Annotated in this window: 12 protein-coding genes and 1 pseudogene; 3 read left to right on the top strand and 10 right to left on the bottom strand. The window is 42.4% G+C overall.

The annotated features are described in order from the left end of the window. Positions 1 to 1,201 precede the first annotated feature (1,201 nt). On the top strand, positions 1,202 to 1,750 hold the full coding sequence (locus tag ACFE93_RS11240) for a hypothetical protein (protein ID WP_375473366.1): 549 nt from the start codon (positions 1,202 to 1,204) through the stop codon (positions 1,748 to 1,750). Positions 1,751 to 1,815: 65 nt separating this feature from the next. Here ACFE93_RS11240 and leuS read toward each other — a convergent pair whose 3' ends face one another. After that, positions 1,816 to 4,437 carry a leucine--tRNA ligase gene (leuS, locus tag ACFE93_RS11235; protein ID WP_375473365.1) on the bottom strand — a complete coding sequence of 874 codons (2,622 nt, stop codon included), beginning with the start codon at positions 4,435 to 4,437 and terminating at the stop codon, positions 1,816 to 1,818. 185 nt (positions 4,438 to 4,622) lie between these two features. Here leuS and ACFE93_RS11230 point away from each other — a divergent pair, with 185 nt between their 5' ends. Continuing rightward, positions 4,623 to 5,078: a gamma-glutamylcyclotransferase gene (locus ACFE93_RS11230; protein WP_375473364.1), complete on the top strand. Its 456-nt coding sequence runs from the start codon at positions 4,623 to 4,625 to the stop codon at positions 5,076 to 5,078. A 16-nt stretch (positions 5,079 to 5,094) separates the two neighbouring features. Here the strand turns inward: ACFE93_RS11230 and ACFE93_RS11225 are convergent, their stop codons facing one another. From ACFE93_RS11225 to ACFE93_RS11215, 3 genes are all read right to left on the bottom strand, one after another. Then, positions 5,095 to 5,709 (bottom strand): anti-sigma factor family protein, encoded by a 615-nt coding sequence (locus ACFE93_RS11225; protein ID WP_375473363.1) that lies wholly within the window; start codon positions 5,707 to 5,709, stop codon positions 5,095 to 5,097. A 157-nt stretch (positions 5,710 to 5,866) separates the two neighbouring features. Further along, complete coding sequence (locus ACFE93_RS11220) at positions 5,867 to 6,523, bottom strand: sigma-70 family RNA polymerase sigma factor (RefSeq protein WP_375473362.1); 657 nt, start codon at positions 6,521 to 6,523, stop codon at positions 5,867 to 5,869. A gap of 365 nt (positions 6,524 to 6,888) precedes the next feature. Further along, positions 6,889 to 7,041, bottom strand: a complete 153-nt coding sequence (locus ACFE93_RS11215) for a hypothetical protein (RefSeq protein ID WP_375473361.1) — start codon at positions 7,039 to 7,041, stop codon at positions 6,889 to 6,891. A gap of 678 nt (positions 7,042 to 7,719) precedes the next feature. Between ACFE93_RS11215 and ACFE93_RS11210 the strand changes: the two genes are divergently transcribed. After that, a complete protein-coding gene (locus tag ACFE93_RS11210) occupies positions 7,720 to 8,352 on the top strand; it encodes a L,D-transpeptidase (RefSeq protein ID WP_375473394.1) in 633 nt (210 codons plus the stop codon). A 4-nt stretch (positions 8,353 to 8,356) separates the two neighbouring features. Here ACFE93_RS11210 and ACFE93_RS11205 read toward each other — a convergent pair whose 3' ends face one another. The 6 genes and pseudogenes from ACFE93_RS11205 to ACFE93_RS11180 form a co-directional block, all read right to left on the bottom strand. Beyond that, the gene (locus ACFE93_RS11205) at positions 8,357 to 8,917 is read right to left on the bottom strand and encodes a late competence development ComFB family protein (RefSeq protein WP_375473360.1); all 561 of its coding nucleotides are present in this window, start codon (positions 8,915 to 8,917) and stop codon (positions 8,357 to 8,359) included. 121 nt (positions 8,918 to 9,038) lie between these two features. After that, positions 9,039 to 9,974 (bottom strand): M23 family metallopeptidase, encoded by a 936-nt coding sequence (locus tag ACFE93_RS11200; RefSeq protein ID WP_375473359.1) that lies wholly within the window; start codon positions 9,972 to 9,974, stop codon positions 9,039 to 9,041. A gap of 519 nt (positions 9,975 to 10,493) precedes the next feature. Further along, a pseudogene (locus tag ACFE93_RS11195) lies at positions 10,494 to 11,192 on the bottom strand (DevA family ABC transporter ATP-binding protein). An 81-nt stretch (positions 11,193 to 11,273) separates the two neighbouring features. Then, complete coding sequence (devC, locus tag ACFE93_RS11190) at positions 11,274 to 12,446, bottom strand: ABC transporter permease DevC (protein ID WP_375473393.1); 1,173 nt, start codon at positions 12,444 to 12,446, stop codon at positions 11,274 to 11,276. 96 nt (positions 12,447 to 12,542) lie between these two features. Further along, the gene (locus ACFE93_RS11185; protein ID WP_375473392.1) at positions 12,543 to 13,739 is read right to left on the bottom strand and encodes an ABC exporter membrane fusion protein; all 1,197 of its coding nucleotides are present in this window, start codon (positions 13,737 to 13,739) and stop codon (positions 12,543 to 12,545) included. A 916-nt stretch (positions 13,740 to 14,655) separates the two neighbouring features. Continuing rightward, positions 14,656 to 15,354 carry a DevA family ABC transporter ATP-binding protein gene (locus tag ACFE93_RS11180; RefSeq protein WP_375473358.1) on the bottom strand — a complete coding sequence of 233 codons (699 nt, stop codon included), beginning with the start codon at positions 15,352 to 15,354 and terminating at the stop codon, positions 14,656 to 14,658. Positions 15,355 to 15,367 lie beyond the last annotated feature (13 nt).

Raw genomic sequence — 15,367 nt, 5'->3', positions numbered from 1 at the left:
CCCCCTACACTATACGGAAGACTTGGATGTCACCGTTTGCTAAGAGATAGAAGATACCCAACTCAAACTTTTCAATCTATTTGGGTCAAAGATTTGTTCTTAGGTTGCCATTCTCTAAAAAATACCTTCATCTATGGTTTATTTGAGTTAAAATCGCTTATATACCAATATCCAAGGCTTTTCTGGCTTATTTGATAGCGACTAATTTGACGCAGAAGTTGAGATATCTATGCTACTAATTGCTGCACTTTTTGATACTGCACTTAGTGGTAAGCGATACCGACGGCGGGCGCTAATAAACTATAAGTTTTTATACTATACTTACAAAATTGCTACAATCGTGCTTGGTCTCCTTAGTTACTATTCACGGTGAGTCGTTTTTAACTAGTGTTCAGTTCATAAACTGTCACTCACTAGATCCCCGGTATTCTTGCAAAAGAGATATTCTTAGTTAGTGCAAGGAGTGATACCATTTCACCACATGTTTGTCACAAGTTATCCCCGTAATACTCCCTCCTCAGGGAGTGTTGCAGATTTCAAATGTTGCATCAAACGAGTGAGTTGGTATAAGCTTTTACGGAAAAGCGCTTGAGTGAGCAAAACTCTCAAGCGCTTTTTTGTGTATAAATAAAACAGTCCAACTTTCTGGACGATCAGATAGATGTTATTAAATACACATATACCAGAGAAAGAAACTACTGTTACAATACTTCTTGCAACAAATGTTTCATGGCTTTAACATCTCTACAGAAAAATTCAAAAGTGACTCCTATAAGACTCATCTAGGCAGAGCAGATAAACTAGCAAGACGCACCATATACGCTCTGGAAATGCACAATAACAATAGTACCGAGAAAGCCTAAAAGTGGTATATTAATCAGACTGCTATCCAATGTCTCACAGGTAGCAAGCCTGCCACAATTAAATAAATTCTACAGACTTGATGACCACAACGCCAAACACGATTTAAATCCTTATGATAACTGCAAAGGCAATGATTGCAAAATTGATTTAGAAATCGATTTAGTAGTACTTGTACGAAACGGGTAAGATATGATTTAGTATGATTTAGCAATGTGCACTCTCCGTCTAAGACTAACGTTTAGCAGATTGTTGGGAGATGTAGGGATAGATCAAATTTGGTTTGCCACTCTCTTAATATACAAAGTTCATTGCTCAGGCATTAGGAAGAACAAACACGATGAAAAGAGTTATCTTAGGTTTCTTACCTTGGATCATTTATTCTGTGTTGGCAAACAGAGGGGAGAGTGGTATCCTCCACGAGGCAATTATTGCACTCGTCCTGACGTTGATTCTTGGACGTGAAAATTTACGTAAAGGCTTCATTTTAGATTGGTGTACGGTTGTCTTTTTTGCCTTCGTTCTAGTTGTGGGTGTTTACTTGCGGCATCCTTTCATTACGCAACATCCAGGACTTTTTGCTGACGGTGCCTTGGCAGTGATTGCGATTGGCTCCTTACTCGTGGGTATCCCATTTACGATTCAGTATGCCCGTGAGCAAATTACTGAAGAACATTGGAATAGTCCTATTTTTATTCGCGTGAATCAGATTCTTACCCTGACCTGGGGGATTGCCTTTGCGCTGAGTGCATTGATCAGTTGGCTGCTGCCGCTCAACGTTTCTACGGTTCTGCACATTGTCTTGGTTGCGATCGCTATCTTGATGACAATACGCTTCCCCGCTTGGTATCGCAATCGGGCATTAAAAAATAGGAATACAGAGTTATGAATTCAGATGTGATTTAGCAATGGTTGGTCAGCATGAACGCCTACCGTGTTCTCTTCCCTCTACTCTTAGCTAACTACAAAATTCACCAACTTTCCAGGCACCACAATTACCTTTTTGATCTCTTTGCCTTCGATATAACGCTGGGCAATTTCTGATTCACGGGCGTATTTCTCCAACGCTGCTTTATCTGCTTGTGCTGGTACTTGAATCGAGCCGCGAGTTTTACCCATAACTTGAATTACTAAGGTGATTTCATCAGCTACCAAAGCAGCCGGGTCAAATGATGGCCAAGTTTGAGTATGAACTGAATCACTTTCACCCAATAAATGCCACAATTCATCAGCAATGTGTGGTGCAAAGGGTGCTAGTAACACCACCAAAGTCTGAATACCTTCTGCATAAATTGGTGAATTTTTGCCGTTAGCATCAGTTAAGGCATTACTCAACTTCATCAATTCTGAAATAGCTGTGTTGAATTGATATTCGTCTTCTACGTCTTCTGTCACCGCTTGAATAGCCGTGTGAATTGCCCGCCGCAACTCCTTTTCTGCTTTAGTTAAATCAAAGAGTTGAGCTTTTTTACGGGATACCCCAGCCGCAATATAATCTGTCACCAAACGCCAAACCCGATTTAAAAAGCGGAATTGTCCTTCCACATCGGCTTCATCCCATTCCAAATCTTTTTCTGGTGGCGCTTTGAACAAGATGAACATCCGCGCTGTATCTACACCGTATTTGGAAATTACATCTTCTGGCGCTACACCGTTGCCCTTTGATTTAGACATGGTGGCATAGAGACGTTGTAACGGTTCACCTGTCTGGGGGTCGCGCGGGTCAGCTGAATTTACCAGATTAGAAGGAATCCATTTATCTTTACCACCCTTATTAGGATTTAGGTAAGTTAAACCCTGCACCATACCTTGAGTTAACAGGCGTTGGAAAGGTTCGTCAAAATTTAACAAGCCTCTGTCCCGCAGAACCTTAGTAAAGAACCGCGAATACAACAAATGTAAAATCGCGTGTTCAATCCCGCCTACGTACTGATCGACTGGCATCCAGTCGTTTATTTTATCAGAATCGAAAACCTGTTGTTCATTCTTAGCGTCAGGAAAGCGCAAAAAATACCACGAGGAATCAATAAAAGTATCCATCGTGTCAGTTTCACGCTTTGCCGGAGTGCCACAAGTTGGACAAGGTACATTTACCCAGCTTGACAATTGAGTCAAAGGTGAACCACCACGTCCAGTAAATTCCACCTCTTCTGGCAACTGTACTGGCAAATCTTTGTCAGGAACTGGTACTATCCCACAGTTGGGACAGTGAATTACAGGTATCGGTGCGCCCCAGTAACGCTGCCGCGAAATCAACCAATCCCGCAAGCGATATTGCACCCGCACTTTACCAAAACCTTGTTGTTGGGCGTATTCAATTATTGCTTGTTTAGCATCTGTGGAAGTCATACCAGTAAAAGCCCCAGAATTAATTAAAATTCCTGGTTCAGTGTATGCCTGGTTGTATTCAATTTGAATGAGTTGTGTGACTTCATCAATCTCTGATGTTGGAGTTAAGTCAAAGCCTGCAACATCATCTGGAGAAACGATGACAAAATCAACTGGCAAATCGTAATTTTTGGCAAACTTAAAATCCCGGACATCGTGTGCTGGTACACCCATAACTGCTCCAGTACCATACTCATACAGCACATAGTCAGCAATCCAAATCGGCACTTCTTCCCCTGTAAATGGGTTAATTGCCTTACCACCTGTGGGGATACCCCGCTTCGGTTTATCTTCAGAGGTACGTTCCAACTCACTTTGATGAGAGACTTCTTTAATAAATGCTTCTACCGCTGCTTGTTGTTCTTTTGTAGTGACGCGCTTTGTTAAGGGATGTTCTGGTGCTAACACTAGGTAGCTGACACCATAAACTGTATCTGGGCGTGTGGTGTACACTCCGATTTTTTCATTTATCCCAATGATGGAAAATTCTAAGTAAGCGCCTGTAGATTTGCCAATCCAGTTTGCCTGCATCGATTTGACGCGTTCTGGCCAACCTGTCAATTGATGCAAGTCATTGAGTAATTCTTCGGCATAGTCGGTAATCTTGAAAAACCACTGGCGTAATAATTTGCGCTCAACTATCGCCCCACTGCGCCAAGAACGTCCTTCGTTATCAACTTGCTCATTTGCCAGTACAGTTTGATCGATCGGGTCCCAGTTTACTGCTGCTTCTTTTTGATAAGCTAACCCCGCTTGCAAAAACTGCAAGAAAATCCATTGTGTCCACTTGTAATAATCTGGTGAACAGGTAGCAAGTTCGCATTCCCAATCAATAGATAAACCAAGACGCTGCAATTGTTGCCGCATCTGGGCAATATTTTGATAAGTCCACTTTGATGGCGGTACACCACGGTCAATGGCGGCGTTTTCTGCTGGCAAGCCAAAGGCATCCCAACCCATTGGGTGTATTACCCGATACCCCTGCATTCGCTTGAGGCGGGCAATCACATCGGTAATCGTATAATTACGGACGTGACCCATGTGTAGGCTGCCCGATGGATAAGGGAACATGGAAAGAGCGTAGAATTTTGGCTTGTTGCTAGCTGTAGGTGTCTTAGCTAAACCAAGTTCTACCCATGTTTTTTGCCATTTTTCCTCAATTGCTGCTGGGTTATATCGGGAATCCACCAAAATTCTCCTACTGGGTCTGTAATTCCATTCGCCTCCATACATATTGGGTTAACCCAATATGTCAACCTATATTGTAGGTCAACTACTCACAGATTTATATATAGTGCGATTGAGGAGCAGCCTGATTATGCCCAAACTGCGACTCTTTCAGATATAACGAGAGTCATTTGATGAAAGTTTAAATGGTTGAATCAAATATAAAATTTTCTGATTTGGTGAGGGTTTTTGTCTACGGCACGCTCAAACCAGGTGAAGCTAACTATAAAAGATACTGTAGTGGCAAAGTAGTTGATGTCAAAATAGCTCTTGTACAAGGCAAATTATTTGCTCTGCCAATGGGCTACCCAGCGATGACGCTAGGGGATAGCCAAGTTTACGGATATTTACTCTCTTTTTCCAACCCAAAGATTTTAAATGAGCTAGATGTGCTGGAAGATTACCAGCCCAATAGACAAATGCCAGAAAACCTTTATAATCGACAAATTATCGAGGTTTATGAGCCACAGTCGCTCTCTCTGGGTTGGGCTTGGGTTTATTTAATGACTTTAGAGAAAGTCGAGCGATTAGGAGGCTTCCTCCAACCTGGAGGCTGGTGGAGCGGCTGTGGTTTAACCCCAAAGTACAGTTACGATCTTTAAACTGTTAACTTTGCGATTAGTTTATGTCCTGTTTGGGGTCGTGTCGTTGCGGCTGTACCTGATAAATTGAATTTTCTGGAGAGGCTACTGCTGCTTTCGGAATTTCAATTACCGGGTTATTTAGTCCCACCATCAGCGGCGAAGGGGGAACTATAGACGCTGAGGACGTTTGTATAGGTTCTCTTTGTGGTCGTTGTGCCAGTTGCGGCACCATCGAACCACCACCTATTAAGCCTGATACTGCACCGATCGCGCAAGCGGCAATGGCCGCAGCTCCCACCATCGAGTTTAAATGGGAGCGACGGCGCAAACGTGTCAATACTTGCTGAACTGTTTCTTCTGGCGACTGTTGGGCTGCTGGCACCGGGAGCGTCCGCAAGCCTTGGCGCAGCTTTAACAGTCGAGCATACAGACATTGAACTGAGGCATCATTTGCTAGCCATTCTTCTACTTGCCTGCGTTCGGTGGCTGTGACTTCACCATCCAGGTAAGCACTCAATAATTCGAAGCGATCGCGCTTCACCATATTCATAAGACCCGTTGATTCATTGGTATGCTTGGCCATTCCATCTGACAAATCTTGAGGAAGTTGCAAAGGAGAACGGTCGTAAAACTGAGAATCAGTAGTCATTTTAACATTATTACCAATTCATACACGGGTAAACTGGGCGCAAATTTCGAGAAAATTAGCCAATTTTCCTCTTAAAGGCAGAAACAATCTACGTCTTTCTAGTAATTTTTAATCTATGCTTAAATTCTGCCATTGAGCAGAGGCAAGATACTATAAATTAGGAGTCTAGATAATTCTGCAAGTGGGCTTGCAACCTCGATCTAGCTCTGGCTATTCTTGACTTCACAGTTCCTAGAGAAACTCCAGTGATTTCGGCAATTTCTTCATAAGCCATGCCTTCGATTTCTCTAAGGACAATGGTAGTACGAAAAACTTCTGGTAAATCCGCGATCGCTTCATGCAATTGCTCGTAAAATTCTCTAGTTGTCATTTCTTCCTCAGGGCCTGGGGTATCGCCAGCGATTTCCCAATCCATCTCGCCGTCCTCTAAGGAACGGGGAGCATCCAATGACAAAGGGCTCATAACCCGCTTGCGTTTCCGTAACTCGTCGTAAAACAAGTTCGTGGCAATGCGGCTTAACCAGCCCCGAAATTTAGCAGGCTCTTGTAATCGGTTAATATTCCGATACACTCGAATCCAAACTTCTTGAGCCAAATCGGCTCTGTCAGGCCAATCTGGAGCCAGGTGGTATAGAACTCGATCGACTTGACTTTGATAGCGGCGTAATAGTTCCGCAAAAGCAGCACGATCTGGTCGCAGTCCGGCTTGACAGCGCAAAATTAAATCGTGGTTAGGGAGTTTGTCAACTTGCACTGATGCTTCTGGATACTTTGCATCAACCGTTGACCAGGATACAGTAATCGATTGACTCATAGATCGTACTGGCTCTAAATCATCCCTATCTATTAGACCTGCTAATGGGACAGAAGTTCCACGCTCAGGTGACGGATTGATGACTGGAACACTGAAGCATACAATTTTGGATACATTTATAGCAATAAGCAGAGCCACTTTTCCTTATACTGCTCCCATAGTTGCCTAAGACCCATCAACGAACAAAGGTGCGCCCCGATGCACATTTTAGTACTTTTAGCAACTGGGTATATACGCTTGATCGAGATAATTAAATTTGGCTATAAAAATGAAGATAAAATTTTGTAATTCTAACTTCTTGATACCTTGAAAATTTGGGTAATAATTTCTGGAAGTTAGGTTGCTGTGGTTGCTAAGATGGTGATTTAATTTTTTGATTTCGTTACCAGAATAGCTGCTGATTTTTCTGCTTGTGGCCCGAAGGCGGCACTAGAGTTATGTTGCTCTGGTACGCGAACTTGAAAAAATAAATTCAGGGAAAATGTAATTGTTACCGCTAGCAATAGTTTTTCAAACATGATTTTTCATCCACCCACACCATTAATGATTGATTGCTACATTTCAAGAGTTCCACCAAAAAGTCCGAGGAGAGGCTTACGATCCTCAGAACTTTTGAGGAATGAGGTTGCTCGCTTGGAATTTTGCCGCTGGGACAATTTGTATAGTCTTAGTTTGCCCAGAGGTGTTGGCAGATTTACAGCGGAAATGATAAGTATTGATAAATTTTTGATAATTAGATGATGAACTCATCCAATTACTCAACTGAATATGTCAGGGATAAACAATAGGCGATGGCAATGGTAAGAAACGAATCTGTAGGGCGTATGGTAATGCTGCTTTGTTTTGGCACAGCATTTTTATCCTTAGCTGTCCATTGGCGCATTAGTACGGCGGAACGGCAGTATGAGAAGTCTGCATCTACTTTGATGCGGCGAGATCCTACCCGAACCAATATTAAGGGAAGCCGGACAGAGGGAGTCTACAAGAATCTTTCCCAAGTGAGTTTGGGGGAAATTGCCTTGGGTGGATCTGTGCCACCTGATGAAGTGACCCAAGGCTCGACTGCCCAGAGGATGTTTACAATAAAGTCCTCTGCTATTAAATCTAAAACTAAATCAAAAATAATTAAGAAGAATCTAGCTAAAACAACTACTCGTAAGGCTTCTACATTCAAGTCTTCTACCATTAAATCGCAAATAATTAAAAAGAATCTAGGGAAAGCAACTACTCGTAGGGTTTCTACACTCAAGCCTTCTATCATTAAGCCTCAAACTCAGCCCCAAACTATTAAGAATAATGTAGCTCAAGCAAGCAACCAACCAACTCAGACGCGGCTGGTGGCGCAAGTAGAAAGACAAAATCCAGTTGCAGATAGTTGGCCAAAAGGTCTATGGTCTCAGGCTTCAGCACAACAAATACCATCTAATAGGCTGGCAAATGTCAAGACTCAAGTGGTGGTTGATTTAAGCGATCGCCGCACTTATGTATACGCAGGAGATGAGGTGATAGCCAGCTATCCCATTGCTGTTGGTAAGAAAGGTTGGGAGACCCCCACAGGTTCTTTCCAGGTGATCCACATGCGACACTATCCAATCTGGCGTCACCCGATTACTGGCAAAGTATTTCAGGCTGGTACAGATAGTCCTTTAGGAGATAGATGGATTGGTTTTTGGTCAGATGGACGGAATGAAATTGGCTTTCATGGCACGCCGGATATTGACCTGGTAGGAACGGCTGTATCCCACGGCTGCCTAAGAATGCGTAATTCTGATGTCCGATTGTTATATGAGCAAGTGAGTATAGGGACAAAAGTGTTAGTACGTGATTAATTAATTAAGAGTCGTTGTCATTTGGCTTGTCATTTTGCTCAAAATTAGGTGCGTATGTTTGGAGTAAAGCACTAACTTGGCGTACAACCTCATTACCAGTGTTTTTGCCCAAGGCTTGCCGTTCTGGGAAGAAATTGGGTCGATCGAGGTAACGGTTAATCGCTTCACTTATTTGTTGAGAAATTAAGTCTTGCAGTTGTGCCTGAGCCGTTTGGCGCTGGAAGTTAGCACCTTCTTCTGTAGTAGCATACAGAGGTGGTAGGCGATTGAGAGCGTAAGCAGCAATATCCCCGACATCTAAAGAACTTTCGCTGGTGGCTTCAATTTCTGCAACTCGTGCGATCGCTTCTGTCAGCACCAATTCTTCCATAACGTTAATGAATTGTTTGCGAGGTACCGCCACTACCTCACCAGTCAATAGCGCACCCATCAGCCGATCCAACGCCATATACTCTTCAATTGAGAGTTCCGAGGCATTATCACAGATTCTACCGACTTCTGCTTCCATTGCTGGTGTTAAATAACCATCCTGGAGAGCTTGTTCTACAATTTTTTCGATACTCATAATACTTATCATCATTTATGTTGGGCAAGCAAGGTAGGGACGGTATCAATCCAATTTATTTTGCTTAATTCTCAGCAAAAAAGACACAAATTATGCAAAGACAAGATCGATTCTGCCTCTACTAGTTAATGACCTTAGTTCGCCAAGGTGTCGGATCGACAGATTGTCCGTTGACATACAGACCCCAGTGTAAATGTGGCCCCGTGGCTGCACCTGTTGAACCTACTGCACCAATTAGTTGACCAGCTTTCACAAAATCACCTTCTTTAACGTTAATACGACTCAGGTGCATGAAAATACTGGTCACTCCTTGACCGTGATCGATGCCAACTACGTTACCGTGTATCCGAAACCCTTGGGATACCCTACCTACCAAAGCAACTCGCCCAGAGGCTGGGGCAATTACTGGCGAACCGGCAGCACCAGCGTAGTCAAGGCCACGATGATAGTAGTCTTTTGCAAATGTACCATTATAGTAGCGACGTACACCATAGTTTGTACTCATCCGCCCTGCATTTGGCTTCAGGAATACTCCATTCCAATACTTTTCTGGTGTTTTTAGCGCTTTAAAAGCCGCCACACGCTTCAGTTCAAACTCTGTGGCATCCACTCCGGCTTTGCCAGGTGGCAAAGTAATGCGTTGTACGGGGAATTTACGATTAAGCACATTCACTGCCAAGTTTCGCACTTGACGATCTCCTGCAACCCGAAGTGTTCTAGTTCCAGCTTTTTCTAATGGAGTTGTAGGAACAAAAGCCCGATACTGATTGGGTGCAATTTCAAAGGCTGGGTATGTATTATTACCACTAGCTACTGTAGGATTTGTACCATTCTCTGGATTATCTAGATTAATCACCACCGAGAGTGTATCCCCTAATTTAGGATTAGTTGGAATCACCTTTACTTGCAAAGCATCTACAGGCAATGCCAAGGCGATCGGGAGAACAGCAAATATTCCCTTTAACACATTTATTGCATGGCAATTGGCTGTCAAAGTTTTGACATCAAAACCGAGCAAATTTTTGTTTGAACTACTAGCGCTATTCTCAATAATCATAGAACTACAAAAAAACCCTTGCTTGTATTGGAAAATAGATTAGCTTATTATCGCTAGTGTTTCCTGCTTAAAGCCAATGTTGCTGACAACCATAAATTTTTGGAAATTCTCCAGGTACTTATGGATTGCAAGGGCAAATCATTTTATCTGTAATTTTAGGAAATTGGTCTTGACTCTAATAACCAAGGTATATGACATTGGCAATGAGCATAAAATTTAACTGTGATTACATAAATAATACTTGAAGGAAATCTTGGAATCAACTGGACACTTTTTCAACTGGACACTAATATCACATTGTTAGGTTGAAATTGGTATAGGGAAATTACTTAAACTAGGTAAGTAAGTCAGTGAGGGTAAATTAAATTATATATATTAGTAAATGTTTTGAAATTTGCTCATAATAGGGCTTAAATTACCAAAAACCGATGATAGTAAAGCAAAAATAAGAGTCAACCTTGCCCTAGTTCAGATTTACTTTATAAATCAACTCAGAATGAAAGAATATGCTAATGAACTTTAGGCTGATAGTATTACTTTTGACTTGAGTTTGCCATCTTCCATGTGAACGATGCGATCGGCAATGTCTAGGATGCGGTTATCATGAGTAACCATCAAGATGGTACAGCCTTGTTCTTTTGCTAGTTTTTGCATGAGATTAACTACATCTCGTCCTGATTGACTGTCAAGGGCGGCGGTGGGTTCATCTGCAAGGATTATTTGAGGATGACTGACTAAAGCACGAGCGATCGCTACTCGTTGTTTTTGTCCCCCAGACAGTTGATCGGGATAGTAATGCAAATGATTTCGCAATCCTACTTGCTCTAACATTTGGGCTGACCTAGCTTGCATTTTTTTTAACCCAAGATGTTTGTGCAATTCTAAAGCCATTTTGACGTTTTGGAGTGCTGTTAAACTACCATGCAAGTTATGTGCTTGGAAAATATAACCGTTATGGCGTCGCGCTTGCACTAGTTCTTCAGCACTAGCACCACAAAGTTATCGTCCCAACACTTGCAAACTACCAGATTGGGCAGAACGCAACCCACCCACTAAGGTCAACAAAGTAGTCTTTCCAGAAGCAGAGGGCCCAGTCATGAGAATAATTTCACCAGCGTTAATCTCTAAGTTGATATTAGATAAAACTTGCTTACGGAGTGAGCCGTGACCAAAGTGGTGGTCGAGATTCTGGATGGAGATGATGGATTGACTAGTCATAAATAGATCGATTACTCGTGACGATCGTCATTGGTCATTTGTCCTTTGCAAATGACCAATGACCAATGACAAATGACAAATTTAAAACATATCAGCGGGGTCGGTGGCTTGGAGTTTGCGGGTGGCGATCGCACCGGAAATTGTACACATAATGATAGTCAGTATTAATACCTGCAATGCCCGAATCGCAGTCATGTATATGGGCAAATTTGTAGCACTGCAAGTCAGTTGATAAAGCGCTAAGGACACTGCCAATCCAGGGAAGAAGCCCAATGCTGCCAAAATCAACGATTCTTCAAGCACCACACCTAGCAAGTAGTAATTGCGATATCCCATTGCTTTGAAGGTGGCGTATTCTCGAACGTGGGCATTAACATCGTTAGAGAGGACTTGATAGACAATTATCACGCCCACCACAAACCCCATTGATACACCTAGACTGAAAATAAAACCAATTGGGGAATTTGTTCTCCAGAAGTTATTTTCAAATTCAATAAATTCGGCGTGGGTTAATACTTTGACATCATCTCTGAGGTAGGCTTTGAGCATTGTTGCTACTTTTTTCGGTTCATAGCCTGGTTTCAGAAGAATCAAACCTAGACTGACACTGCTGGACTGTCGCCCAGAAAATAGCCGCAAAAAATTTTGATCGCTGGTAATCAGGTTGCCATCAAAGCCAAAGGAAGCCCCGACTTGGAATAAGCCACTAATAGTAATTGTGCGCCGTTCTATTTCGGTAGTCAGGGTTTTACCTTGGTCAATTTGAGCGATCGCTTTTTGATAATCTCCTCTTGCACCACGATCGAACAACACGGTATCCGGCATTTTGATCGCTTGCAATTGCTGGTTAACATCGGGTAAGTCAAAAGCTGGTTTGTCTGGGTTAAAGCCGATAACTAATACCCCTGTCTCACGGTGTGTTTGAGGATTCTTCCAGATTGTGTTGTTGAAATACATTGCTTCCGCCGACTTCACCCCTGGTATATCCATTGCTTGGTAAAGTCGCCGCCGAGAAAATGTAGACAAGCTTGCTAAGTTACGGGCTTGGGGACTGGTTAAAACAATGTCTGTTTGCAAACTGCGATGTAGTCTGGTGTTACTGTCATAGAGCGCAGTCTGAAAACCTAGCTGCATGAACATCAAAAGATCCGCAAAGGCAATGCCTGATAATGCAACTAAAAGACGGCTTTTTTCATGATTCAGTTGCAGCCATCCTAGAGGAGTTCGCCGTCGAAGTTGTTTGAGCAATCCCATCATAAGAAGTGGGGAGTGGGGGGATGAGGGGACAAGGAAGATCAGGGAGTAAGGAAGAAGAATTAATAACCAATGACTAATGACTAATGACAAATTTCACAATTCAATTACTGCCTTAACTTGCATATTGGTTAAGGTGGCGGCTTTTTGGCTGGAAGTTTCATCTAATCGGATGTGGACTTCTACTACTCTGTTGTCGATATTGCTGACGGGATCTGTGTTAATTACATTCTGCCGTCGCACTTGCAAGCCTTTGCGATCTACAATTCCCTGTAATTCAATTGGGAGGGAATCACCAAGTACTCGCACTTGCTGCCCTGAATGCACTTTGCCGATATCGCTTTCGTAGACTTCGGCGATGACATACATCTGGCTGGTTTGTCCAATATCTGCAATCCCATCATTTGATACTAATTCCCCAGGATGGGTATGGATTTCAAATACCTGTCCATTTTGGGGCGATCGCACTACAGCCTGTTCGAGATTAACTTTTGCCAGATTCATGGCTGCTAGGGCACGATTGACTTCTGCTTTAGCAGTTTCTACATCCACTCCGCGCACTTCGGCAATTTCATCGAGTGTCGCTGTAGCTTGTTTAACTTGTTGCTGACTAGTTGATTGGGTACGATTTAACTGTGCTTGGGCTTCTTGCAAGCTTTTTTGAGCGGTTTCCAAGTTTAAACGCTTGCTATCCCGTTGGGAGGCGGAAATTGCGCCTTGTTGATCTAGTTGCTGATAGCGTTCATCTTCTGCTTGGGCGTTACGCACTTCGGCTTGAAATCGCTCAATTGTCGCAGCTTGGGCATTAATATCACCTTGGCGTTCGGCTTCTAGACGAGCGATCGCAGCTTTTTGGGCAGTAATTTCACCGCGTTTAGCACCTGCTTGAGTGCGGTTTAGGTTTGCCTGGGCTACTTTCACTTGTTCCTGTGCCTCTTTAAATGCCGCTTGCAAGCGATTGCGGCTGTTCAAAATTGCGATCGTTTGTCCTGCTTTTACCCTATCCCCCTCCTTTACTAACAACTTTTCTACCCGACTTCCTTCCGCAGACACCGCAGCAGAGAGTTTAATTACCTTTCCCTGTGGTTCGAGTCGCCCTAAAGCTGTTACTGTTTTTAACTGTGGCAATTGTGTTGCTGGTACTTGTGCCTCTTGATTGGCATAATTTTGCCCGCGTTTTACTATATAAAAACTTATTCCGCCAACTAATAAAGATATAGTTATACCTATAGCAACGGATGGACGCAGAATAGACTTAGGGAACGTTCTGTACCCTAGCTTTGAGTTTCGCACCATAGATTACCTCTTAACTAGTGGCGCAGAAAAAATAAAAAGAACAGATTAGGCTTTTCTCCGTACTTGTTTACTAATTCCTACTTTTTTAGTCAGTTCTTGTTGATTTATCATTTAAAACTCCATAACAAAATTGTAAATTGTTGATATTTTACTTAGATAAGGTTATTTAGATGGATAAAAAAATAACAAATCCTTCGACTGATTGAGAAGTTAATTTTCCGAGGAGACTACCTTTAGTTTCTGAAAGTACTTAGGTATAGTAAACCGTTTCAAAAATACGGATTGTAACAGCGCCAACAATCATCATCAAATTAAGTAAATAAAATAAGTGTTTTTTGTCAAAGTTATGAACAATTATAATCAATGTTAGATTTTGATGATTTACCTGATGTAAAAAGCAGCTCGTGTTGATAATAATAGGAAGTCTAAATAATCTAATTAGATACTAATTATGTCTATCTAAAATTTAGAGTAATTTCCACACAGAAATTATGAAATTTTTATCCAATACTTTCAAAAGTTAAGGAATATTTAAAATTTATCGTTCAGATGCAATACGGAGTAGTAAATATAATCTAAAATCGGTGGTTAGAAACTTATTAGACATCTCCAAAAAATAATGTAGAGACGTGGCACTGCTCATTGGTGTCAACTTGACGTATAAGCTAGATTTGGCGAACTTTCCAGGTTTGACCCTCACCCCCAACCCCTCTCCCAATTTTGGGAGAGGGGAGCAAATTCTCTAGTTCCCCTTCTCCCAAGTTGGGAGAAGGGGTTAGGGGATGAGGGTAAAACGTCCTCTCAAAGCAGATTTTTTCTTAAGTTGACACCAATGGGCACTGCTACGTCTCTACAAAGGCTCTGGATAACGCATATTTAATTTCACCAGATATCTGTTGGAAGACCTAGCAGCCTAACTAACTGCAACAACAGCACTGTCATTTACTAACTTGCCATCTTCCATGTAGACGATGCGATCGGCAATATCTAGAATGCGGTTGTCATGAGTAACCAAGAGAATGGTACAATCCTGCTCTTTAGCTAGTGTTTGCATCAGGTTGACCACATCTCGTCCCGATTTACTGTCAAGGGCGGCGGTGGGTTCATCCGCTAAAACAATTTTAGGACGACTGACCAACGCACGAGCGATCGCTACCCGTTGTTTTTGTCCCCCAGATAAATCATCAGGATAATAATTCAGGCGCTCTCCTAATCCTACCTCCTCTAACATTAGGGCTGACCGGGTTTTCATTTCTGCCAACGAAATATTCTTATGCACTTCCAAGCCCATTCTGACATTCTGGAGTGCTGTCAGGCTACCGTGCAAGTTATGGGCTTGGAAAATATAACCGTTATTGCGTCGTGCTTGGGTAAGTTGTCCTTTTTTAGCACCACACAGTTCTTGTTCTAATATTTGCAAACTGCCAGATTGGGCAGAACGCAAGCCACCGACTAAGGTGAGAAGTGTAGTTTTACCAGAACCAGAAGGACCTGTCATAATAATAATTTCGCCGGCGTTAATATCCAGGTTGATATCAAAGAGAACTTGCTTGCGGAGTTGACCATGACCAAAATAGTGGTCGAGATTTTTTACAGAGATTACAGGAGGCATACCAATTTTATAT

This window comes from uncultured Nostoc sp., assembly GCF_964247315.1.
GTDB lineage: Bacteria > Cyanobacteriota > Cyanobacteriia > Cyanobacteriales > Nostocaceae > Nostoc.
This window is presented reverse-complemented; position numbering and strand designations above follow the sequence as displayed.

Excerpts from the sequence above, each read along its gene's own strand:
- ACFE93_RS11240 (WP_375473366.1), top strand. The coding sequence starts at position 1,202 with ATGAAAAGAGTTATCTTAGGTTTCTTACCTTGGATCATTTATTCTGTG.
- ACFE93_RS11230 (WP_375473364.1), top strand. The coding sequence starts at position 4,623 with ATGGTTGAATCAAATATAAAATTTTCTGATTTGGTGAGGGTTTTTGTC.
- ACFE93_RS11225 (WP_375473363.1), bottom strand. The coding sequence starts at position 5,709 with ATGACTACTGATTCTCAGTTTTACGACCGTTCTCCTTTGCAACTTCCT.
- ACFE93_RS11220 (WP_375473362.1), bottom strand. The coding sequence starts at position 6,523 with ATGAGTCAATCGATTACTGTATCCTGGTCAACGGTTGATGCAAAGTAT.
- ACFE93_RS11215 (WP_375473361.1), bottom strand. The coding sequence starts at position 7,041 with ATGTTTGAAAAACTATTGCTAGCGGTAACAATTACATTTTCCCTGAAT.
- ACFE93_RS11205 (WP_375473360.1), bottom strand. The coding sequence starts at position 8,917 with ATGAGTATCGAAAAAATTGTAGAACAAGCTCTCCAGGATGGTTATTTA.
- ACFE93_RS11200 (WP_375473359.1), bottom strand. The coding sequence starts at position 9,974 with ATGATTATTGAGAATAGCGCTAGTAGTTCAAACAAAAATTTGCTCGGT.
- devC (WP_375473393.1), bottom strand. The coding sequence starts at position 12,446 with ATGGGATTGCTCAAACAACTTCGACGGCGAACTCCTCTAGGATGGCTG.
- ACFE93_RS11180 (WP_375473358.1), bottom strand. The coding sequence starts at position 15,354 with ATGCCTCCTGTAATCTCTGTAAAAAATCTCGACCACTATTTTGGTCAT.